Genomic DNA, 22,098 nt, shown 5'->3' on the forward strand with positions numbered 1-22,098 from the left:
AGCCGCCGCCCTCTCCCCTCGCGCCACCCATGTAACGCCCCCCGCCCACGTCTCGCACGCGCCATGGACCCTCCCCTACGGTCTGCTGTTACCGCGGGTTGTAGTCGCCACCGGCCCCACACGGAACACCCGGAACGGAATTGGCCGGATCCGGCACACAGCAGCGCACCCGACCGCCGACTCCGGTGCGGAGTGCGGCGATCGGGTGCAGGAAGGGTGCGTGCGCGGCGCGGGCAGGTGCCCGCCCGCCGCGGGCTCAGGCGTCGAGTATCTGACCCTCGCGCCGCACGACCGGCGGCTCGACGCTCCAGGGGAAGTTGATCCACTCGTCCGTGCGCTTCCACACGTACTCGCACTTCACCAGCGAGTGCGACTTCTCGTAGATCACCGCGCTGCGGACCTCCGCCACGGTGCCCTGGCAGAAGTCGTGGACCAGCTTGAGCGTCTTGCCGGTGTCCGCGACATCGTCGGCGATCAGCACCTTCTTGTCCGAGAAGTCGATCGCGTTCGGCACCGGCGCGAGCATGACCGGCATCTCCAGGGTGGTCCCCACCCCGGTGTAGAACTCCACATTCACCAGGTGGATGTTCTTGCAGTCCAGCGCGTACGCCAGACCGCCGGCGACGAAGACGCCGCCGCGGGCGATCGACAGCACGACGTCGGGCTCGTACCCGTCGTCGGCGATCGTCTGCGCCAGCTCGCGGATCGCCCCGCCGAACCGCTCGTACGTCAGGTTCTCCCGCACGTCACTCACGTATCTCTCTCAGACCCTCGGTGTCCACGCCCTGCCACGCGCCCGCCCTGTGGAGCGCGCCCCCGCACCGACGCGGCTGTGTCATACCTGCGAACGGTGAAAGTTCTTGAACGACCGGGACGGCGTCGGACCGCGCTGCCCCTGGTAGCGGGAGCCGTACTTCTCACTGCCGTACGGGTGCTCGGCCGGGGAGGTCAGCCGGAACATGCACAGCTGCCCGATCTTCATGCCCGGCCACAGCTTGATCGGCAGCGTGGCGACATTGCTCAGCTCCAGCGTCACGTGACCGCTGAACCCCGGGTCGATGAATCCGGCCGTCGAGTGCGTCAGCAGCCCCAGCCGCCCCAGCGAGCTCTTCCCCTCGAGCCGGGACGCAAGATCGTCGGGCAGCGTGATGACCTCGTACGTCGAGGCCAGCACGAACTCGCCCGGGTGCAGGATGAACGCCTCGTCGCCCTCGGGCACGACCTCACGGGTCAGATCGCACTGCTCGACCGCAGGGTCGATGTGCGGGTAGCGGTGATTCTCGAACACCCGGAAATAGCGGTCCAGCCGCACGTCGATGCTGGACGGCTGCACCATCGATTCGTCATAGGGGTCGATGCGCACCCGACCAGCGTCGATCTCGGCCCGGATGTCCTTGTCTGAGAGAAGCACGAGGACGAGGATACGCGCCCGCCCGACCCCCCTCACACGACGAGGGCCCGGCCTCCCCAGGGAGGCCGGGCCCTCGCTCCACTCCACATCGCTACCGCTCACCACGGCCGCCGCGGCCTCTCCTGCTCGCCGCCGCACCACCGCTCACCACCGGCCGTCGCCGATGGCTCCGTTCACTCACTACCGCTTCGCGTACTCGACGGGCACCGAGTGCCGCAGCCGAGCACAGCGCGGGCAGCGCAACAGCCGTCCGGGACCGAGCCGGTCGGTGGTCTGCATCGGGAACGAAGCGGTGCTGAACACGTGGCCCTCGGCACAACGTACGACGGTGCGCTCCATCAAGTCCCTCTCCCAACTGCGTGGACAACAAAAGCCACATTAGGGGATGAACTGGGCGCCCTCGAAGGCGGCACTCCGACGCCCCACCGTACGCCTCAACTCCCGCACCCCGCACCCACATCCCACCCCCGACCCCACCCGCCACACACCCCCCGGCGCCACCCCCGACACCCCTCCCGAGCACGCCAAATGCACCGCAGGGCGACGATGGGGTAGAGTGTGCGACGATGTTCCGCTCTCCACGCGAGAGGGAATGACGCGGGTGTAGTTTAATGGTAGAACATGAGCTTCCCAAGCTCAGAGCGCGGGTTCGATTCCCGTCACCCGCTCCATAGTTGAGGCCCAGGTCAGCGACCTGGGCCTTGTTTGGTGTCTGGACCGGCTAGGCACGCGCACCAGATCCGCACCAGAAGGGTCGTCGGAAGGCTTCTTGCGGGCCTTGCTGCGGGCGGCACGCACGAGGGCTCGGACCAGCGGTGACGCAGGTGGGCTGGAGCGGTAGTGAGCCCGGCAAGAAGAAGCAAGAATGGCGATCACGCCCCTCACCTGTGCGTTTGTCGCAGATGAGGGGCCGTCGCCGTTCTCTTCGAGGACCCCGCCGGGCGGCGCACGTACGGTCCGTACGGCCTGTTACACGATCCCGTAGACCCAGGCCCCGTGGGAGCCCGAAACGGCCTTGCCCTTCTTGCCGTTGAATGCCCGGAGCGCGAACCGCTGTCCGTTCCGGAGCTTGGGCTTGTACGTCTGGCACCCGCCGTCGGCCATGTTGTAGCCGTAGAAGTTGTCGTCGTCCTCGATCGTCACCATGATGCTGAGGCCGTCAGAGGCGTTGTCGCACACCTTGAGCGTGTTGGTGGAGCTGTTGAACACGGCGCTCCCCTTGTTCATGTAGTGGGGGTGCGCGGTGTACGTGGCCGCTTGTGCGGGTGCAGTCGCGAGCACGGTGACTGCCGCGGCGAAGGCAACGGTCCCCAGCGTCCGGGCGTAGCGCATGTGTCTTCTTCCTCCAGGTGAGTGGTACAAGATCGCGACGCTACCAGCATGATCAACTACACGGAGCGGGAAAGCAGGCTGCGGGCTGCGGGCTGCGTCCGGCCGGAGCCGCCCGCCCGGCCGGGGAGCGGCTCGGCCCGGCGGACCCGCGGGGGCAGCCGGGAAGAGGGCGCCGGCAGGGCGGGCTGCCCGTACCTCCACCGTGCGGATGCGGGCGTGTGAGCGGACCGGACCGGACCCTGATGTGTGGCTCATCTGGCCGAGCCCGTCATGGGCGCTCCGCTCAGCGCGCCACCGTCGTGGCAAGTTGGGCGCGGGCGTCCTGGCGAGCCAGGTTGAGGATCGGCTGCTGCGGTGCCACCCACTCCAGTTGGTGCTGCGCGGGATACACGCCGTACTCGCTGATCGCGATATGCACCCTGCCGACACGTTGTAGGAAGGTCGCGCCAACCCTCGGTAGACCTGCATTTCCCTGTTGTAAGGAACCACTCCACTTACGTGGCTGCGGCACAAAACCGGCCGCTGTTCACACAGGTCAGTCCCGCAGTCGTTACGGAACACACGGTGATTGCCGGGCGCAGAGCGGGGGTTCGACTCCCGATGTCCGTTCCATGGCGAGGGTCCAGGTGAGCGACCAGAGCTTTCATGGAGCCCGCAACTCCCGCGTACGCGTGCCCTTCGATTTCACCAACTCCCGACGGTGAAATACCCCGAGGGATGCCTTTCGGCCCGTCAGAAGGCCTCGGCGCCCTTTCCGCGGCGTCTCGATGTGGTCGGAGCCGGCACGCCCGCTCCGCGGAACCGGAACAGCGGCCGTTCGGTGAGCGTGTGGGCGATCAATTTCGGGTGGGGAGAGCGGTCACGGGCAGGGCGGCCACCCCCCACAGGAGTCGCCCTGACCGTGATCGCGATAGGGCGATTGCGCGCCCGCATGGGGTTCTGCGTCGTGGGGCGCCGGCGCGTTACCCGGAGGAGCGGTACGTCCGGTGTGTGGGGTGTTGGGTGCTGTTTCGGGGGTGGGGTGGGGCGTGTGTGGGTGTGGGTGGGTGGAGGCGGGGCCCCGTAGGTGGGTGTGACGGTTTTGGTGCGGGTGTCGCAGTGGGGGGTGCCGATCGGATTCGGTCGTGCGGTGCCTGGATGATGCGGTCCCCCCGCTTCAGGTTGCCGCGCGTGGCGTGGGCGGCCCCCCAGCCGGCCGCCCGCGCCGTCGGTCGTTGGCCGTGAAGTGGTGGGCCGAGGGCAGCGATGTGAATTAGCGGTGAAGGGAGTTTCGGAAACATTGGGCGGGAAAAGCACGGCACCGTGAGTTACCTCAATGACGGCATACCGCGAAATCGCCCATACGGTTCGAGTGCAAACTCTTCCTACCACGGCGGAGATACGGCTCCGCTCCCGAATGAGGGAGGGCACGGCCCGTATCCCGGCAATGCGCCCTCGCCGTACCCGCCTGCCCCGGCCGATCCGTACTACTCCGCTCCGCCACCCACCCCTTACCACCCCAGGGAGAGTGGGCGGGGAAACCGGAGAGGAATCGGCGCGGATCGACTCGCCTTGATCATTCACAGTCTTGCGGACCTCGCCGCCGGGTTTCTCGGGCTGTGGATCCTGCTGTATCTGCTCGACGCGAATCATGCGAATGTCTTCGTCGACTTCGTCCGTGGTGTGGCCAACTGGCTCGCGAGCTGGTCGCAGGACATCTTCATCATGAAGACGGAAGGGCTGCGGGTGTTCTTCAACTTCGCCCTTCCCGCGCTGGTTTACCTCGCCGTCGGGCATGGCGCGGCTGCCTGGCTGCGGCGTCTTTGACCCGTTCTTCCGGCGTGCGCGCTCAGGGGGCGCGGCCAGTCCCTGTGTCCCCTGAGCGCCGAGGTGGGGAAGTCCGGCCGGGCGCGTGCCGGTCACCTCGTTGATGCATTTCGTGGAGATCGTTGTCTGTGAAGCCGGCTGTCCGATCGGTGGGCCGCACCGGCGGGCCGCCACCTATGGCACCGGTTTGACCCGCCTGAATTCTCTCCGTCGGCCTTGACCACCCGTTCGGTCGGCTTCCTGCGCATGTGGCGTGACATTGCAGCCGAATGTCCCCTGGGTGGGGTGCAGTTGGTCGGGGAGAGAGCTGTCCATCTGATGTGTTTTCAGGCCGGTGACCGGGCCTGTCGTCCCTCGCCGGCCGGTTTCTCGTCGGGCCAACCCCTCGTCGGGCCAATGCCTCCCCGAGCCAGCCCGTCGCCGGGCGGCACGTTCGCGCAATCTGCCGGTTCGGCCATTGGGGCCTTGAGCGTGGTGGTGGAAGACCTCGCCAGGGTGTGTGCGTGAGGTGGTGAAGGCGGCGGAGTGGAACCGCGCGAGGTGTCGGCGGCAGGCGGTGTGTGGGGGCGGCCGGCTCGGTTGCGGCTACGGGTGGGGGCCACGGGGCGCAAGTGGTGGTGGGTTTTTTGGGCTCGGGGACCGAGTGCGGTGGGGGGTCGTCGCGATGGACTCGGGGTGTGGGCGGCGCTCGTCGCTCCGCGGCCCGGTCCGCCGGGTGTCGCTCCGAGGTGCTCCGTGTGCCCGGTCCGGCCGGGTCTTCCGCACGAGACCTGTGAGGCGTGGGTGGACGAGGACGAGATCGTCGGTGGCTGGAGCCTGGTGCAGTGTTCGGTCGAGCGGGCCGGGCGGGAGACCCGGCCGCTGGGGGACCGGCCCGGCGGGATGCTGCTGTACACGGCCGACGGCTGGATGAGTGCGCTGCTGACCACCGACCCGGCGGGCGCCGACGCGGCCGGGGCGCGGGCGGAAGCGGCCACCACCGCGGGGGTGTCCGGCGGGACCGTGGCGTACGCGGGGCGCTGGGAGCGGACGCCGGACGGGGCGGTGCGTCATCGCGTCGCCGCCAGCCACTACGGGCCCTGGGTGGGGACCACCCTGGAGCGCGCCGTCCACCACGGGCCGGACGAACTGGTGCTGACGGCTACCACTGATGAGGGTGCCCGCCAGCGCCTGCGGTGGCGCAGAGCCCGGGTGTGAGCGTCCCACGATGGCCGGGCGGCCACCTTCCGGCCCCGCCCCCTCCCGGACCGCCCTCCGGCACGCCCGCCGCCGGGCGTCCTCCGGGACCCGAGGCCCGACCTCCTTCTCCTCCTTCTCCCCCCTCCTCCCCCTTCTCCCCTCTCCCTTCCTCCTTCCTTCCCTTCCCCCCGGAGGTAGTGCGTCATGCGCACAGCACAGCTCGACGGCCGACTGGTACTCGTCCACGAGGACGGAGCCGTCGATGTGGAGCGGGCCAGTGACGGCCGGTTCCCCGCCGATCCGCAGGCCGTCTTCGCGTGCTGGGCGGAGTTCTGCGAGTGGGCGCGGACGCCGGCCGCGCACGAGGGCGAGCGGATCCCGCCGGCCCACGACCGGCTCGGTGCGCCCGTGCCGCGTCCGCGGCAGGTGTTCGCGGTCGGGCTGAACTACGCCGACCACATCGAGGAGTCCGGCCTCGACACCCCTGCCCAGCCGGCCGTCTTCACCAAGTACCCGACGTCGCTGGCCGGTCCGTACGACACGGTGGAGCTGCCCAGCGCGAGGGTGGACTGGGAGGTCGAGCTGGTGGTCGTGATCGGCGCGCGGGCCCATCGGGTGTCCGCCGGGGACGCCTGGCGGCACGTCGCGGGGCTCACCCTGGGCCAGGATCTGTCGGAGCGCCACATCCAACTGCAGGGACCCGCGCCGCAGTTCGCGCTCGGCAAGTCGTTCCCCGGGTTCAGTCCGACCGGTCCGGTCCTGGTCACCCCGGACGAGTTCGCCGACCCCGACGACCTGGCGCTCGGCTGCGCCGTCGACGGCGAGACGATGCAGGACTCCCGCACCGGGCGGATGGTCTTCCCGGTCGCGCAGCAGATCGCCCGGCTCTCCGCGATCTGCCCGCTGCTGCCCGGTGACCTGCTCTTCACGGGCACGCCGGCCGGGGTCGGCGGTGCCCGTACGCCGCGCCGCTTCCTCGCCCCCGGGGAGGAACTGCACAGCTGGATCGACGGTATCGGCGCGCTGCGCAACCGGATGGTCGCCGGCGCGGCCTACCCCGACGGTCCCGGCGCCTGACCCCGATCTCCCCGCTTTCCGCTTCCGAGGAGCTGCCATGCCCTTGCACCGTCTCGCCCGCATCACCATGGGGGTGCCCGATGTCGCGGCCACCCACGACTACTACGCCGATTTCGGGCTCACCGCCCTGGGCCGCGGGCGCTTCGCCTCGGCCGACGGCGGCGAACAGCTGAGGATCGTGCACGCGGCCCGGCGCCGGCTGGACGAACTGGTCGTCGCGGCCGACGACGCCGATGACCTCGGCCGGATCGGCGCCGCCCTGGACCGCCTGGAGCTGCCGTACGTCCTCGACGGGCGCGGCCTGCGCGCGGTCGATCCGGGGACGGAGGTGACGGTGACCGTCGAGGTCCGAGCGCGCCTCGCGCAGGCCGCGCCCGCACCGGTGCCGTACAACGGGCCAGGCCGTGCCGAGCGGCCCGACGGGCGGGCACCGGCGGTGCTGCGCGAGGACCCGGTCCGGCCGCGCCGGCTGGGGCATGTGGTGCTCGGCTCGACCGACCGGCCCGCCTCGCAGCGGTTCTTCACCGAGGGCCTCGGCTTCAAGGTCAGCGATCTGGTCCCCGGCGCGGCCTTCCTGCGGTGTTCCACCGATCATCACAACGTGCTGGTGCAGCAGGCCCCGCTGCCCTTCCTGCACCACTCCTCCTGGCAGGTCGACGACGTCGACGAGGTCGGGCGCGGGGCGACGCGGATGCTGGAGGGGCACCCCGAACGGCACGTCTGGGGCCTGGGCCGCCACCACATGGGCTCGAACTTCTTCTGGTACCTCAAGGACCCGGCGGGCAACTTCTCCGAGTACTTCGCCGACATGGACTGCATCGTCGACGACCAGCTGTGGACCCCCCGGGTATGGGAGGACGCCCGCGCGCTCTCCAGCTGGGGCCCGCCGGTCCCGCCGTCCTTCCTCCGGCCCGAGGATCTCGCCGCGCTGATGACCGGCGCCCACGACGCGCACTGACCACCGCACGGCAGGAGGACGACATGAACGAGCACCGCACGGACACCGCAGCCGGCCGCGGCACGGACCCCGCCGCGAGCCCCGAACCGGCCGCCGGGGCCACCGGTCCCGACGACCACGAGGTGTACGAGGTATATGACGTACTCGTCGTCGGCGCCGGACCGGTCGGGCTGACCACCGCGGCCCAACTCGGCGCGCGGGGGCGGCGGGTGGGCCTCGTCGAACGCTGGCCCCAGCGCTACCCGCTGCCCCGGGCGGTGGTCTTCGACCACGAGGTCGCCCGCGTCCTGGCCTCGCTGGGCCTCGCGGACGAGCTGGCCGCCCTCAGTGAACCGGCCGCGGACTACGAATGGCGCAACGGCCGGGGCGAGACCCTGCTCCGGCTGGCCTTCGAGGACACCGGCCACTCCGGCTGGCCGGCCATGAACCTCTTCACCCAGCCGCAGCTGGAGGCTGCCCTGGAGGCACAGGCCCGGCGCACCCCCGGGGTCGAGGTGCTGCGCGGCTGGGAGGCCGTGGACCTCACCGAGGACGCCGACGGCATCGCGCTGACCGTCGCCGAGAGCGCCGGGGACCGGCCGGTGCTCCGCGACGGGAGGCGGCGGCAGCGCACCCTGCGGGCGCGCTACGCCGTCGGCTGCGACGGCGCCCACAGCTTCGTCCGCTCCCGGATGACGACGGCGATGACCGACCGCGGCTTCCAGCACGACTGGCTGGTGCTCGACGTGCTCCCGCACGACCGGGACCGGGTCTTCGCCCCGCGCAACCTCCAGATCTGCGACCCGGCCCGGCCCACCACCGCGGTCTCCGGCGGGCCCGGCCGGCGGCGCTGGGAGTTCATGCTGCTGCCCGGCGAATCGGCCGCGGAGTTCGGCAGCGCGGAGATGGCCTGGCGGCTGCTGGCCGGCTGGGACCTGCACCCGGGCAACGCGACCCTGGAGCGGCACACCGTCTACACCTTCCGGGCCCGCTGGGCCGAGCGGTGGCGCGAGGGACGGCTGCTGCTGGCCGGTGACGCCGCCCACCAGATGCCGCCCTTCGCCGGGCAGGGCATGTGTTCCGGCATCCGGGACGCCGCCAACCTCACCTGGAAGCTGGATCTCGTGCTCTCCGGCGACGCCGACGCCGCCCTGCTGGAGACCTACACCTCGGAGCGCTCCGGGCATCTGCGGCACGCCCTCGAACTCTCCGTCCTGCTGGGCGGCATCATCTGCGAACCCGACCCCGACGCCGCGGCGCTGCGCGACGCGCGGCTGCTCGCCGACCGGCAGGCCGGCCGGGACCCGCTGGCGGACCTGCCCCCGCAGATCCTCACCGCGGGGCTGCTGCGACAAGGGGCGGACGGCGCGCCGGCGGGCCCGGCCGGACAGCTCGGCTGCCAGGGCCGGGTGCGCTTCCGCGGCCGCACCGGGCTCTTCGACCAGGTCGTCGGCACCGGCTTCACGCTGCTCGCCACCGGGGACCCGCGCGCCGTGCTCGACGACGAGGCCCTCGGCTGGTGCGCCCGGCTCGGCATCCGCCTCCTGCGGGTCACCGGCGACCCCGCGGCACCCGGGCCGGACGAGGTCGTCGACCTCGACGGCACCTACCGTGCCCACCTGGCGCACCACGGCCAGCACGCCCTGCTGCTGCGCCCGGACCACTACGTCTTCGGCGGCGCCGCCCGCCCGGAGGAGGTGTCCGGCCTGGTGGCGGCGCTGCGGCGGGGGCTCGACGGGGCCTTCGCCGCGGTACCCGCCCGGTGAGCTGACACCCGCCCTCCCGTCCGCACCGGCGGCAGGGGCCCGCACCCCTGACGGCCGGCGGCGGTGGTAGGGGTGGTCGGGCACCGGGACACGGTGCGGCCGGCTCCGGCCCCACGCACCCGAAGGGCGACACCATGACACGCCAGTGGCTCCGGCAGCTCCGCCCGGACCCGGACCTCCCGTCCCACGATCCGGCGATTCCACCGGCCGTGGTGAGCGCCGCGGCCGCGGAGCTGGGGCCCGAGCCGGTCCGGTGGGGGCTGCAGACCGCCGACGCCATGGCCGCCGAGGTCCTGGAGCAGGTTCCCGAGCACGGCGGCGGCCCGGCGCCGCTGGCCACCCTGCGGCGCTCGACCGAGTCCACCGTGCTGGCCGCCCTGCGCCTCCTGCTCATCGAAGGCTCCGGCGACGGCAACCACCTGCCCGAGGAAGCCCTGGACAGCTGCCGCGAGTTCGCGCGCCGGGGCCTGCGGCTCGACCGGGTGCTGCGCGGGGTGCGGCTCGGCCACGCCAGGCTCACCCAGGAACTCACCACGGCCGTCGAGCGGTACGTCCCGGCCGGCGAACGCCTCACCGAGCTGCGCCGGGTCACCGAGGAACTCTTCGCCCACGCCGACGCCCACGCCGGTCTGATCGCCGAGTCCTACATCGCCGAGCGGGACCGCTGGCGCGGCAGCGACGAGGCGGCCCGCCGCGCGACGGTCGACGCGCTGCTGGCCGCCCGCCCGGTCGACCCGGAAGCCGCGACCCGGCTGCTGCGCCACGACGTCACCCGGACCCAGCTGGCCGCCGTGCTGTGGTGCGCGCGCACCGAGGACCCGGTGCCCGCCGCGGAACGGCTCCAGCACACGGCGGCCGCGCTGGCCCGTGCCCTGGGCACCGGATCCCCGCTGACGGTCCCCGCCACGGCGGACACCGCCTGGGTGTGGCTGCACGCACCCGACGACCTCGCCGGCCTGGCCGACCGGGTGCGCGGCGGATGCGACCGCGCCCCGGGCGTCCGCCTCGCCCTCGGCCCGCCCGCGCACGGCACCGCCGGGATGCGCCGCAGCCACCTCGGCGCACGCGAGGCGGAACGCGTCGCCCGGCTCGCCCCCGGCGACTGGCTGACCGACTACCGCGACGTCCGGCCGGCCGCCCTGGCCACCGCCGACCCCGAGCACGCCCGCTGGTTCGTGCACGACGTCCTCGGCCCGCTGGCCTCCGTCGGCGCCCGGGTGGGGGAGTTGCGCGAGACGCTGCGGGTGTACCTCGCCGAGGAGCGCAGCCTGCGCGCCGCGGCCGCCACCCTGCACGTGGCCCGCAACACCGTCACCTACCGGGTCAGGCGCGCCGAGGAACTCCTGCCCCGGGCCGCCACCGCGGGCAGCACCCTGGAGCTGCGCCTCGCCCTGGAGATCGCCCGGTTCCTGCCGGCCTGACGAGACCCCGGCCGGGCGGCGGCACGGTCCCCGCCGGCCGGCATCCCGGTCAACGAGCCCGAAAGCTGATCTCAACTACCGTCATTCGTAAGGTAGTTGAGAACACATGACACGACCCGTGGCCGCTCCTCCCCACACCCCCGCCGCTTTTGTCACCGTTCCGCAACAGGCGTGAACCGCCTCGGAAGATGCCCCGTACAGCCACGTGTGCGCGGCCCCGGTGGCCGCGGCGATACGCAGCGATACGCAGCGATACGCAGCGAGGGAAGGAAACGGCATGGCCGGCGGCAACATCCACATCAGCCCGGACGAGATGCGGGAGGCCTCGACCTGGCTTCAGAACCAGAAGGAACTGATGCAGCAGAGCCTGCACGAGGCCAACACCAAGATGGACGAGATGGTCGAGGCGGCCTACGCGACCCCCGGCTCGGAGACCAAGTTCCGTCCGTACTGGGAGGAGTACAAGAACGGGACCGAGAAGGCGATCGAAGGCCTTCAGGGCGTCAGCGAGTTCATCAAGCAGGTCGCCGACGCGTTCGTCGACACCGACGACCAGACGTCCGGCTCCATCGGCTGACGTGCCCCGCCTGGTCCGGCCCCGTCCTCCCGGTGAGGGCGGGGCCGGACGGCCGGAGCAGGAGAGGAGACACCGATGGGGCGCATCAGCGTGCCCGTGCAGGACCTGAAGGACACCGCCAAGGAGCTCCAGAACATCGGGGACCTGATCGGCAATTCCGCGACGCTCTACCACGCCACGGGCGAGTCCGGCTCGTTCAAGAGCGCCGCCGGTGACTCCCGTCTCGCCGAGGCCCTCGACGGGTTCGACAAGGCATGGGTGGCGGGTCACGAGCGGGTCCACGACAACGTGAAGACGTTCTCCGAGAACACCGACAAGATCGCCGAGAACTTCACGAAGACGGACGACGACACCGCCGCCTCGCTGGAGAAATCGAAGAAGGACGCGTGACAGGAGACGTCGTGCGGAAGGGAAAGGCGTCATGACGCAACCGGTCACGCAGAAGCGGCCCGAGGGCGCGCCCGCCGGCTACACACTGAGGTTCCCCGACTCCTGGTGGCATCTCGACCTCGACCCGGGCACCCGGGACGCGTCGATCCGCCGCCGTATCGAGTCCGAGGTGAAGCAGGCCCCGCAGCTCTCCCGTGAGCAGGTGGACGCGCTGATCCGCAGTACCCGGCGCACCGCCCGCGAGGCGCACGCGCAGGGCGCGCTGCGGGCGGCGGGAATGCTCAGGATCCTGCGGGCGAGCAGCGGCCCCCTGGTGCTCAGCGCCACGGCGGTGGTGCTGCGGATGTCCGTTCCCGAGGAGCAGTCGGAGGACCTGGCGGACCTCGTGATGGCGGCCGGCATGCAGCTGGGCACCGCGGCCGAGGGCACCGGACTGCCGCCCGGCGAGGTGGAGTTGACGGAGCTGCCGCATGTCGGGGCGGTCGGGCGGATCAGCCGGATCGAGGACGTGGACCACCAGGGCAAGCCGGTGCCCACCGCGATGCGGCACACCCTGATCCCGGTGCCGAACAGCCGGGACTATCTGGTGCTCGCCAGCTCCACCCCCAACGTGGATCTGGCCGAGCAGTTCTACGACGTCTTCGACGCGATCGCGGAGTCGTTCCGCTTCGAGGACCCGGCCGGCACGTCCGGCGCAGCGGATCCGGCGGCGAAGCCGGCCGGATCAGGCCCCATGGGCGAAGCAGACAAGGGAAAGTGAGGAAGCGGCCATGGCGCGTCCAGCGGTGTCCGAATGGGAATCGGTCTTCGGGTTCGACGACGACCCGACTCCGGGTGATGCGGAGGTGCTCGGACAACTCGCGCGCAGCTACCGCTCCGTGGCCGACAACGCGGGTGACGCCCTCCCCCTCGTCTCCGGGCTGGAGAACCAGCAGGTGGGCGAGGGCAAGTCCATGGAGAAGCTCCGGGACAAGCTGGGCGACCTGGCCAACCAGGTGCGCAAGCTGCACAGCTCCTACGACCAGGCGGCCGGCGCCCTGGACACGTATGTGCACTCGCTGCGCGACCAGCAGCGCAACGCCGACAACGCCCTGGAGAAGGGGCGCGAGGCCAAGGAGCGGCTGGCGTCGGCCACCGACGCGGTGCGCGCGGCCGGTGCCGACATCGGCCGGCTCGACACGGTCAACCACCCGCCGGACGACATCGACGCGCGGGCCAGTACCCGGCGCGCGCTGGACGAGGCGCACAGCAAGCAGTCCACGGCGCAGGGGCACGCCGATGACGCGCAGGCGGACCTCGACGCGGCCCGCATGCTGGCCGAGGACGCGCGGCAGGTCCGCGAGGAGGACGCCTCCACCGCGGCGCAGAAGCTGGACGACGCGAAGGACGAGTCCGTCGCGGGCTACAGCCTGTGGGACAAGATCAAGAAGGCGTTCAGCACGGCCCTGGGCATCATCAGCGCGGTGCTGGGCGTGCTGGCGATGCTGGTGCCCGGCCTCCAGGGCATCGGGATCGCCCTGACGATCGGCAGCATCGTGGCCGGCGCGGCCTCGCTCGGCATCAACATGTCGATCATGGCCGAGACGGGCGAGTGGAACGTCCTGGAGATCGTGCTCGGCGTCGTGGGCCTGGTCGGGGGCGGGGCCGCGGCCCTCAAGGGCCTCGGGGGGATCGGCTCGGCCCTCAAGGGGGTCAAGCCCGCCTCGATCAAGCCGGGCAACATCCGTGTCACCAGCCGGCCCACGGGCAGCCGTACGTGCAAGACCGACCCGGTCGATGTGGCCAGCGGGGAAATGCTGCTGACGCAGACCGACCTGTCGCTGCCCGGCGTGCTGCCGCTGGTCCTCACCCGCACGCATCTCTCCACGTACCGCTACGGCCAGTTCTACGGCCCGTCCTGGGCCTCCACCCTGGACGAGCGCCTCGACGTGGACGACCGGGGACGGGCGTCGTGGGCCCGCGAGGACGGCTCGATCCTGACCTACCCGGGCCTGCCCGCCGCCGGGTCCGACGAGCCGGTGTGGCCCGAGGAAGGCCCCCGCCTGCCGCTGACCTGCGCGGAAACCGGCACCGCGGGCGAGAGCACCTACCGGGTCTCCGACCCCCGCACGGGCCTCGTCCGCACCTTCGCGCACGATCCCGCCGACGAGAGCGGCCTGTACTGGCTGACCCGGTGGCACGACCGCAACGGCAACGAGGTCACCGTCTCCCGCCTGGAGGACGGCACCCCGACCGCGCTGGCCCACTCCGGCGGCTACCACGCCACCCTGGAGTGCCCCCTCGGCCGCGTGACCCGTCTGACGGTCACCACGCCCGACGGGCCCGTCGGGGTCATGTCCTACGGCTATGACGACTCCGGCAACCTCACCCACGTCACCAACTCCTCCGGCAAGCCGCTGGAGTTCACCTACGACGACCGCTCGCGCATCACCGCCTGGACGGACCGGAACGACTCCACCTACCGCTACGTCTACGACGACGACAGCCGCGTCACCGAGACCGTCGGCCCCGAGGGCTACCTCTCCTCCCGCTGGAACTACGACCCCGACCAGCAGCAGACGCACTTCACCGACGCCTGCGGCGCCACGACCGTCTACCAGCTCAACGACCTGCACCAGGTCACCGCCGAGACCGACCCGCTCGGCAACACCACCACCTGTGAGTGGGACCGCTACGACCACCTCCTGGCCCGCACCGACGCCCTCGGCCACACCACCCGGTTCGAGTACGACAGCGCCCGCAACCCCACCGTCATCGAACTCCCGGACGGCAGCCGGTCCACGGCGACGTACAACGAACTGAACCTTCCGCTCTCCTCGACCGGTCACGACGGGACGACCTGGCACTGTGCGTACGACGAGCGGGGCAATCCCACTGCCATGACCGGGCCGGACGGGGGCACGCTCAGGTTCACCCACGACCGCGCAGGTGCCGTCGCGACCGCAACTGACGCCTCGGGCGCAGCAGCCACGTATGACAACGACGCCGCCGGTCTGCCCCTCTCCGTCACGGATGCCTCCGGCGGAACCGCCCTGCTCGAACGCGACGCGTTCGGCCGCCCCACCGTCCTCACCGACCCACTGGGTGCGATCACCCGCACCATATGGACCGTCGAAGGCCGCGTATCGGAGCGCACAGCAATCGATGGCCGCACCGAACGCTTCACCTGGGACGGCGAGGGCAACTGCCTCACGCACACCAACCCCGCAGGCGCCACCACCCGTTTCGAGTACACGCATTTCGACCGGCTCGCGGCGCGTACCGACCCCGACGGCGCCCGGTCCACCTTCGTCTACGACGCCGAGCTGCGCCCCACCCGAGTCACCAACCCGCAGGGCCTGAACTGGGATTACGCCTACGACCGCGTCGGCCGTCTCCTCAAGGAGGCCGACTTCGACAACCGCGAAATCCGTTACGCCCACGACGCGCTGGGCCGGGTCACCTCCCGCACGACACCGCTAGGCGAGGAGATCGGCTACACGTACAACGAACTCGGTCAGCTGACGTCCAAGGACGCGGCCGGGGTGCGGACCGACTACACCTATGACGCCGCAGGCGCGCTCCTCCGCGCGGTGTCCCCCACCTCCACGCTCACTTTCGAGCGGGACATCACGGGGAACCTGCTGTCGGAAACCGTCGACGGACGCACCACCCGCTACACCTACGACTTCATGGGGCGTCGCACCTCCCGCACCACACCCACCGGCGCGTACACCGAACTCGCCTACGACCGGGCAGGCAACCGTACCTCCCTGACCTCCGACGGCCACCGGATGGAGTTCACTCACGACCTCCTCGGACATGAACTCGTCCGCGCACTGGGCACGACCGCCTCGCCGGTCGCCATGACCACAACCTGGGACATGGCTGGTCGCCCCGTCGCACAGGGGCTCACCACCCCGGGCGGGGTCGTTCGGGCCGGCACCTACGCGTACCGGGCGGACAACTACGTCTCCGCCCTCACCGACGAGGTGAGGGGGACGAGCAAGGAGATGGAACTGGACCGGGTGGGACGCCCGTTGACGGTCACCGCCGAGGGCTGGACCGAGTCCTACGCCTACGACCAGGCAGGCAACCAGACCGAGGCCCACTGGCCCGACAAGGCGCCGCGCACCGAGGCCCGAGGCTCCCGGACCTACACCGACACCCGTCTGCTCTCCGCCGGCACGGTCCGGTACGAATACGACGAGGCGGGCCGCATGGTCCTGCGGCAAAAGCGCCGCCTGTCGAAGAAGCCCGACACCTGGCGCTACGAGTGGGACGCCGAGGACCACCTCGTCGCCTGCGTCACCCCCGACGGCACCCGGTGGCACTACACCTACGACCCGATGGGCCGCCGCACCGCCAAGTACCGCATGGCGGAGGACGGCGTCACTGCGGCCGAAGCGGTGCACTTCACCTGGGACGAAACGCGCCTCGCCGAGCAGACGGACGGCACCACCGGCGTCATCCTCACCTGGGACCACGACGGCCACCGACCCCTCACGCAGCTGGAGCGCAAGCCGGGAAGCCAGGACGAGTTCGACTCCCGCTTCTTCGCCATCGCCACCGACCTCGTCGGCACCCCCACCGAACTGGTCGATGAGCAGGGCACCATCGCCTGGCGCTCCCGTGCCACGCTGTGGGGCGTCACCACACGCAATCGGAACGCGATCGCTCACACACCGCTGCGTTTCCCGGGGCAGTACGAGGACCCCGAAACGGGCCTGCACTACAACTACTTCCGCCACTACGACCCCGAGACCGCCCGCTACACGACGCCGGACCCGCTCGGCCTCAAACCCGCCCTCAACCACCACACCTACGTCAAGAATCCCCTGGCGTGGACCGACCCCCTCGGCCTCGCGCCCTGCAGTGCGACGTACGGCCCTCTGACCAACGGCGCCGGCAGCTCCATGAAGGTCAAACTGGGGCCCGGCTCCAACTTGAACGGAAAGGCCCCGTCGGTCAAGCCCGCCTGGTGGCCGACCGGAAAGGGGCCGACAGCGCTGTGGTTCCAGAAGCAGATGGTGCAAGGACATCTGCTGAACGAGCATCTCGGCGGGCCGGGCAACACCCTGAGCAATTTGACCCCGTTGACGAAGACCGGAAACCTGAACCACCTCAACTCCATCGAGGGAACTGTAAAGAGGGAAGTGGCAGCAGGAAACACGGTGGAGTACGAGGTCATCGCGCACTACGGGAAGGTCACCGGGGCGGACCTGGGGGCCACTGGCCAGGTTGCCGCCGACATCGATCGGAACTACTCGTCGCTGATTCCCGAGTACCTCTCGTGCTACGCCACGGTGTACGACAAACAGGGCGCCCACATGTACGGAGAAGGCTGGCAAGTACGCAACACGAAGTGACTCGGGCGACGCCGATTCTCCTGCGGCGAATCTCGATGCCTCCCCCGTCATCGTCGCCATCGGCGACGAATGGTGGTCCGAGGGGACCGGGCATTTCCCGCTCGGCGCGGAGGATCTGAACGGGGACGACGTTTCACGCCGGCGCATCGGGCAGCAGCGAAGCCGTCCGCACACCACAGAGGGCTCCCGCCGAACTCGTCGGCGGGAGCCCTCTGTCGCGCAGCCCGTGGGGATCAGCCCTCGGCTGCCGGGAGTACCGTCTCCGGGACCTGGACGGTGCGCAGGACACCGTCGCCCAGGTGCAGGATCGCCCGGCCCTGGCGGGTCGCGCCCAGGCGGCTGCGGGGCACCTTGACGCCGATCAGCTCGCCGTCGCTCATGTTCTGCGGCTTCAGCAGCAGTCCGCACCGGTTCCGGCGGGCCTCGGTGTGCCAGCCGGAGAACCCGGAGGTGAGCCGCTCGGTCTGGCCCGCGATGACCAGGCCCCGGCCGGTCTCGGCACCGGACTTGGCGATCTGTGTGAGGACCGGCTCGGCCTTCGTCTTCAGCAGCAGGTCGGCGTCGTCCAGGAGCACCACGGCCCCGTCGGGCGCGGAGGCCAGTGCCGCCTCCAGGGCCGTGGGGTCGAGGTCGGCGTCGTCGAACACCGCGAGCACGCCGGGCCGTCCGGCGAGGTGGCGCAGCGGCGAGCGGGCCGGGGCCCCGACCACGATCGGGGTGCCGGCCGTGAGCAGCGCCAGCGCCATCGTCGACAGCGCGGTGCTGCGTCCCGAGCGGGCGGGCCCGGCGACCAGGAACGTCGGGGTGACGGTGAAGTCCGGCCCGATCGCGCTGAGTTCGTCACCACCGACGCCGGCCAGCGCCCACCGCGCGGAGCGCCGGGCCGGGACGAGGCGGGCGGCCTCCTCGAAGGTGAGCCGGTCCGGCAGGGTGTCGACGCGGAACGGCCGGGTGGCGGCGGGCAGATGGGCCGCCCACTGCCGGCACTGCTCGGCGATCTGCTGGAGCGCCGCGGCCTGCGCCTGGCCCTCCGGGTTCTCGGTGAGGAGCGCGATCTGCACTTCGGCCTTGTCGGCGGCGCGGAAGGCGCGGCCCGGCGGGATCTCGTCGGGCACGTTGCGCTGGGTGATGCCGATCATGCCGTACTCGGACTTCTCGTTGAGCTTCAGCACGAGCTTGTCCTCGGTGGAGCCGTTGACCCGGCTGGAGAACAGCGCCCGGTCACCGGTCATCACCAGGTGGATGCCGGCGCTCGCGCCGTCCCGGAGCAGAGTGAGCACGGCGTTCAGCAGATTGCCCGCGTCGTACTCGCCGAGCTGCTTGTCGAAGACCTCCCACCGGTCGAGGAACAGCACGATGTGCGGCGGCCGTTCGTCCTCGGGCAGGGCGCGGCGCAGCTCCGTCAGGTCGGCGCTGCCGCGGGCGGCGAGCATCTCCTGGCGCCGGGTCAGCTCCGCCGTCAGCCGGGCCAGCAGCCGGGCCACCCGGTCGGGCTGGGTGCGCTGGGTGACGGCGCCGCAGTGCGGCAGCCCCTCCATGGCCAGCAGCGCGCCGTTGCCGCAGTCGATGCCGTACATGTGCAGCTGCGCCGGGGAGTGGACCCGGGCCAGCGTGCCGGCGAGGGTGCGCAGCGTCTGCGAACGGCCCTGCCGGGGCGAGCCGACGAGGTGCAGGTGCCCGAGCGTCGCCGGGTCGATCACCAGCGGGAGCCGGGCCTGCTGGGCGGGCAGGTCCACCACGCCGTACGCGACGGGCGCGAGGTCGTAGTCCGAGGCCGGGACCGGCGGCAGGTCGCCGAGGACCAGCTTCTCGGGCAGCGGCGGCAGCCAGGGGCTGTGCTGCGCGGGGATGCCCATCTCCCGGTCCGCCTCGCGGATCGCCGCGACGAGCCCGGTGAGGTCCGTCTCCACCTCGGCGGGCGCGGCCACGGCGCGCGGCCGCGCCGGCAGCGGCTCGCCGAGCCGCTCCCAGCCGACCGCCACCGCCCACGGCGCCGGCAGCGAGGCCGCCGCGGCGCCGGGCCGGCGGCCGCCGACCCGCCCGGACTGGAACGGCACCAGGGAGTTCTGGCCCAGGCGCACATAGGCCCGGCCGGGGTTGCTCTGCGAGATCCCCGCGGCCTCACCGGAGTTGAGGACGTCCTGGCTCTCGCCGGCGTCCGTCACCCGCAGCGCGATCCGCAGATTGGTGTTGGCGCGGATCTCCGAGGAGACGACGCCGCTGGGGCGCTGGGTCGCCAGGATCAGGTGGATGCCGAGGCTGCGGCCCCGCTGGGCGATGTTGACCAGGCCCTTCACGAAGTCCGGCAGATCGCGCACCATCGAGGCGAACTCGTCGATGACGATGAGCAGCCGGGGCATCGGGGGGCGGCCCGCCGCCGGCTCGCGCTCCAGCAGGTCGACGTAGTCCTCGATGTCCTTGGCGCCCGCCGCGGCGAGGATGTGCTCGCGCCGGGTGAGTTCCGCCGTCAGCGATACCAGGGCCCGCTCGACGAGGTGGGCGTCGAGGTCGGTGACCATGCCGACGGTGTGCGGCAGGTGCACGCAGTCCTTGAACGCGGAGCCGCCCTTGTAGTCGACGAGGACGAACGTCATCGCGTCCGGCCGGTTCGCCACCGCGAGGGAGGCGACCAGCGTCTGGAGCAGTTCGGACTTGCCGGAGCCGGTGGTGCCGGCGACGAGCCCGTGCGGGCCGTCGCGCCGCAGGTCCAGGTGGAACGGGCCGTCCAGGGAGACGCCGACGGCCGCCCGGGTCGAGCGGCCCCCGGCCGTCCAGCGCGCCCGGATGCCGGCGGCCTGCGGCGGGTCGAGGGAGAGGACGTCGAGCAGCCGCGCGGACTGCGGGAGCACCGCGGCCTGTTCGTCGTCCCCGCCCGGGTCCCGCAGCGGCCCCATCGCGCGGGCCAGCGAACGGCACCAGTCCTGGGACACCACGTCGGGCCGGATGCCCCCGACGGTGCCCCGCCCGGAGCGTCCCACCCGCACCGTGCCGCCGGGCTCCTCGGCGACGACGGCGAGGCACTCCTCGGGCAGCAGCCGCTCCTCGGCGTCCAGGCAGACCGCGCGGACGCCGACGGACGGCCCGTCGCGCAGGATCTGCGCCACGCCGGGCAGCGACCGCAGCCGGCGGGCGCCGTCGAGGACGACCAGCACATCGGGCCCGGCGGCCCGGCTGCGCCGGTCCTCCCGTCCGGCCCGCTCGGCGATCAGCGCGGTCAGTTCGGCGACCCGCCGGGCACAGGTCTCGGTGCCGTAGCCGATGTTCGCCGGGGTGTCGCCGGACTTCCTCCGCACGTGCGGCAGCCAGCGCAGCCAGGACCAGCCGTCGCGGCCCGGACCGCCGGTGGTCAGCAGGTGGATCTGGAGGTCACGCGGGCTGTGCAGGACGGCGGCCTGGGCGATGGCCCACCGCGCCACCGCGCGCGCTGCCGGGCCCTCGCCGGCGATGCCCAGGACGTCGTGCTCGCGCAGCGGCACGGTCACCGGGACGTCGTAGGCCGTCCAGGGGTCCTCGCGGCGGTGTTCGTCCTTGGTCGGGTCCTGGAGCACCACGTCGGAGGGCAGGTCGGCGGTGCCGATGCGCAGTTCCAGGAAGTCGGCGTCCGTGGTGCGGCGCTCCCACAGGCGGCGCCGGGGGCCGACGGCGGTCAGGACGACCTCGGCCGGGTCCGGGAAGCCGCGCCGCCGGGCGGTGCGTTCGGCCGTCAGGGCCTGCTCCGCGTCGCCCTCGATGCGCCCCTTCTTCTCCTCGTAGGCGGCGACCTGGTCGGAGTGCGACTGGCGTCCGTTGCGCCGGCTCATCAGGTAGTTGCCGACGATCACGACCGGGGAGAGCAGCCCGAACAGCAGCATCGACATGCGGCCGAAGGCCAGCGCGCCGACCCCGGCCATCACCACCGGGGCGGCCGCGGTGATCCACGGCAGCGGCCGGGCGGCGGGGGCCCCGGGCGGGGAGGGCAGGGTGAAGCGGGTGGCGTTCTCGGCCGGCCGCAGCCGCGGCGGCCGGTTGTAGTCCCAGCCGGTGCCGTCCTCCGACAGCTGCACGGCCGCGTCCGGCTTCTGGGGGAGGGCGAGTTCGAGCAGGCAGCCGCCGACGAGGAGCTGTGCGCCGGCCGGCCAGGCGGTGGCCCCGGCGAGGTCCTCGCGGTCCAGCTGGAGGGGCCCGTCCGGCGCTGCCGGGTCGGGCGCGACCCGGCAGCGTCCGCCGGGGCCCACGGTCAGCACGGCGAACGGCCGCTGCGGCACGACGCGCAGCACCTGCGCGGTGCCGTCGTGCGCCAGTCCGATCCGGTAGGAGCCGATGTCGAGCCGGTGCACCGCACCCGCCCCGGCCCCACCGACCGCGCGGACCTCCACCAGCCCGCCCGGTTCGGCCGACGAGGTGCCCGCCGGGCGCCCCAGGCCCACGACGGAGGCGTGCCGCAGCGGCGCGTCCCGCAGCCGCAGGTCCGCGGGCAGCAGCTGGTCACCGGCGTACAGGCCGAGGCCCTCGGGGGGCCGGTGGACGCCGCCCGCCCCGGCCAGCGCCTCCGCGACGGCACCCACGGGCGTGTCGGGGTCGGCGTCGAGATGGACGTCGAACGCCTCACCGCCCCCCTCGACCACGGTCAACATCAACGACACGAAAACGTCCTCCAGCCGGCGTGAACGGGGGCCACGGGAGCCCTGTCCGTCGGCTCCCGTGCCACTGACCGGACCTACGGCGCCGGTGCGCGGATGGTTCACGGGCCGGTCCGGTGCCCGTCCGCCGCCCGCCGTGAACCATCCGCGGGCGGGCCCCGTAGTGGCCTTCGGGTACCTGGCACCGCGACGTAGCCGCGGTGCCGCCCGCTTCCGACCGTCCCGGCTCCGCCGC

15 protein-coding genes and 1 tRNA gene are annotated in these 22,098 nt (G+C 72.0%); 11 read left to right on the top strand and 5 right to left on the bottom strand.

Annotated features, from left to right (window positions below):
- Positions 1-256: 256 nt before the first annotated feature.
- From ACQP17_RS17610 to ACQP17_RS17620, 3 genes are all read right to left on the bottom strand, one after another.
- On the bottom strand, positions 257-754 hold the full coding sequence (locus ACQP17_RS17610; protein ID WP_433857130.1) for a phosphoribosyltransferase: 498 nt from the start codon (positions 752-754) through the stop codon (positions 257-259).
- Between the two features lie 81 nt (positions 755-835).
- Complete coding sequence (dcd, locus tag ACQP17_RS17615) at positions 836-1,411, bottom strand: dCTP deaminase (RefSeq protein WP_433857131.1); 576 nt, start codon at positions 1,409-1,411, stop codon at positions 836-838.
- A 180-nt stretch (positions 1,412-1,591) separates the two neighbouring features.
- Complete coding sequence (locus ACQP17_RS17620) at positions 1,592-1,750, bottom strand: hypothetical protein (RefSeq protein ID WP_006604620.1); 159 nt, start codon at positions 1,748-1,750, stop codon at positions 1,592-1,594.
- 258 nt (positions 1,751-2,008) lie between these two features.
- Between ACQP17_RS17620 and ACQP17_RS17625 the strand changes: the two genes are divergently transcribed.
- Positions 2,009-2,082, top strand: a tRNA-Gly gene (locus ACQP17_RS17625).
- 298 nt (positions 2,083-2,380) lie between these two features.
- Here the strand turns inward: ACQP17_RS17625 and ACQP17_RS17630 are convergent.
- Positions 2,381-2,743 (bottom strand): hypothetical protein, encoded by a 363-nt coding sequence (locus ACQP17_RS17630; protein WP_433857132.1) that lies wholly within the window; start codon positions 2,741-2,743, stop codon positions 2,381-2,383.
- Positions 2,744-4,294: 1,551 nt separating this feature from the next.
- Between ACQP17_RS17630 and ACQP17_RS17635 the strand changes: the two genes are divergently transcribed.
- The 10 genes from ACQP17_RS17635 (at position 4,295) to ACQP17_RS17680 (ending at position 17,244) form a co-directional block, all read left to right on the top strand.
- On the top strand, positions 4,295-4,549 hold the full coding sequence (locus ACQP17_RS17635) for a hypothetical protein (RefSeq protein WP_433857133.1): 255 nt from the start codon (positions 4,295-4,297) through the stop codon (positions 4,547-4,549).
- A gap of 783 nt (positions 4,550-5,332) precedes the next feature.
- Positions 5,333-5,746 carry a lipocalin-like domain-containing protein gene (locus ACQP17_RS17640; RefSeq protein WP_433857134.1) on the top strand — a complete coding sequence of 138 codons (414 nt, stop codon included), beginning with the start codon at positions 5,333-5,335 and terminating at the stop codon, positions 5,744-5,746.
- Positions 5,747-5,932: 186 nt separating this feature from the next.
- Positions 5,933-6,805, top strand: a complete 873-nt coding sequence (locus tag ACQP17_RS17645) for a fumarylacetoacetate hydrolase family protein (protein ID WP_433857135.1) — start codon at positions 5,933-5,935, stop codon at positions 6,803-6,805.
- 37 nt (positions 6,806-6,842) lie between these two features.
- On the top strand, positions 6,843-7,763 hold the full coding sequence (locus tag ACQP17_RS17650) for a VOC family protein (protein ID WP_433857136.1): 921 nt from the start codon (positions 6,843-6,845) through the stop codon (positions 7,761-7,763).
- 23 nt (positions 7,764-7,786) lie between these two features.
- Positions 7,787-9,508 carry a bifunctional 3-(3-hydroxy-phenyl)propionate/3-hydroxycinnamic acid hydroxylase gene (locus tag ACQP17_RS17655; protein ID WP_433857137.1) on the top strand — a complete coding sequence of 574 codons (1,722 nt, stop codon included), beginning with the start codon at positions 7,787-7,789 and terminating at the stop codon, positions 9,506-9,508.
- 134 nt (positions 9,509-9,642) lie between these two features.
- Positions 9,643-10,929 carry a PucR family transcriptional regulator gene (locus ACQP17_RS17660; protein WP_433857138.1) on the top strand — a complete coding sequence of 429 codons (1,287 nt, stop codon included), beginning with the start codon at positions 9,643-9,645 and terminating at the stop codon, positions 10,927-10,929.
- A 277-nt stretch (positions 10,930-11,206) separates the two neighbouring features.
- Complete coding sequence (locus ACQP17_RS17665; protein WP_189096586.1) at positions 11,207-11,506, top strand: WXG100 family type VII secretion target; 300 nt, start codon at positions 11,207-11,209, stop codon at positions 11,504-11,506.
- Between the two features lie 75 nt (positions 11,507-11,581).
- Positions 11,582-11,896 (top strand): hypothetical protein, encoded by a 315-nt coding sequence (locus tag ACQP17_RS17670; RefSeq protein WP_433857139.1) that lies wholly within the window; start codon positions 11,582-11,584, stop codon positions 11,894-11,896.
- 31 nt (positions 11,897-11,927) lie between these two features.
- Positions 11,928-12,656, top strand: a complete 729-nt coding sequence (locus ACQP17_RS17675; protein ID WP_433857140.1) for a hypothetical protein — start codon at positions 11,928-11,930, stop codon at positions 12,654-12,656.
- A gap of 10 nt (positions 12,657-12,666) precedes the next feature.
- The gene (locus tag ACQP17_RS17680) at positions 12,667-17,244 is read left to right on the top strand and encodes an RHS repeat-associated core domain-containing protein (RefSeq protein WP_433857141.1); all 4,578 of its coding nucleotides are present in this window, start codon (positions 12,667-12,669) and stop codon (positions 17,242-17,244) included.
- A 233-nt stretch (positions 17,245-17,477) separates the two neighbouring features.
- On the opposite strand, the gene ACQP17_RS17685 is transcribed toward ACQP17_RS17680, so the two are convergent.
- Positions 17,478-21,857: an FtsK/SpoIIIE domain-containing protein gene (locus ACQP17_RS17685; RefSeq protein ID WP_433859932.1), complete on the bottom strand. Its 4,380-nt coding sequence runs from the start codon at positions 21,855-21,857 to the stop codon at positions 17,478-17,480.
- Positions 21,858-22,098 lie beyond the last annotated feature (241 nt).

Origin of the sequence: Streptomyces kronopolitis (assembly GCF_050953795.1) — a bacterium.
GTDB classification, from domain to species: domain Bacteria; phylum Actinomycetota; class Actinomycetes; order Streptomycetales; family Streptomycetaceae; genus Streptomyces; species Streptomyces kronopolitis_A.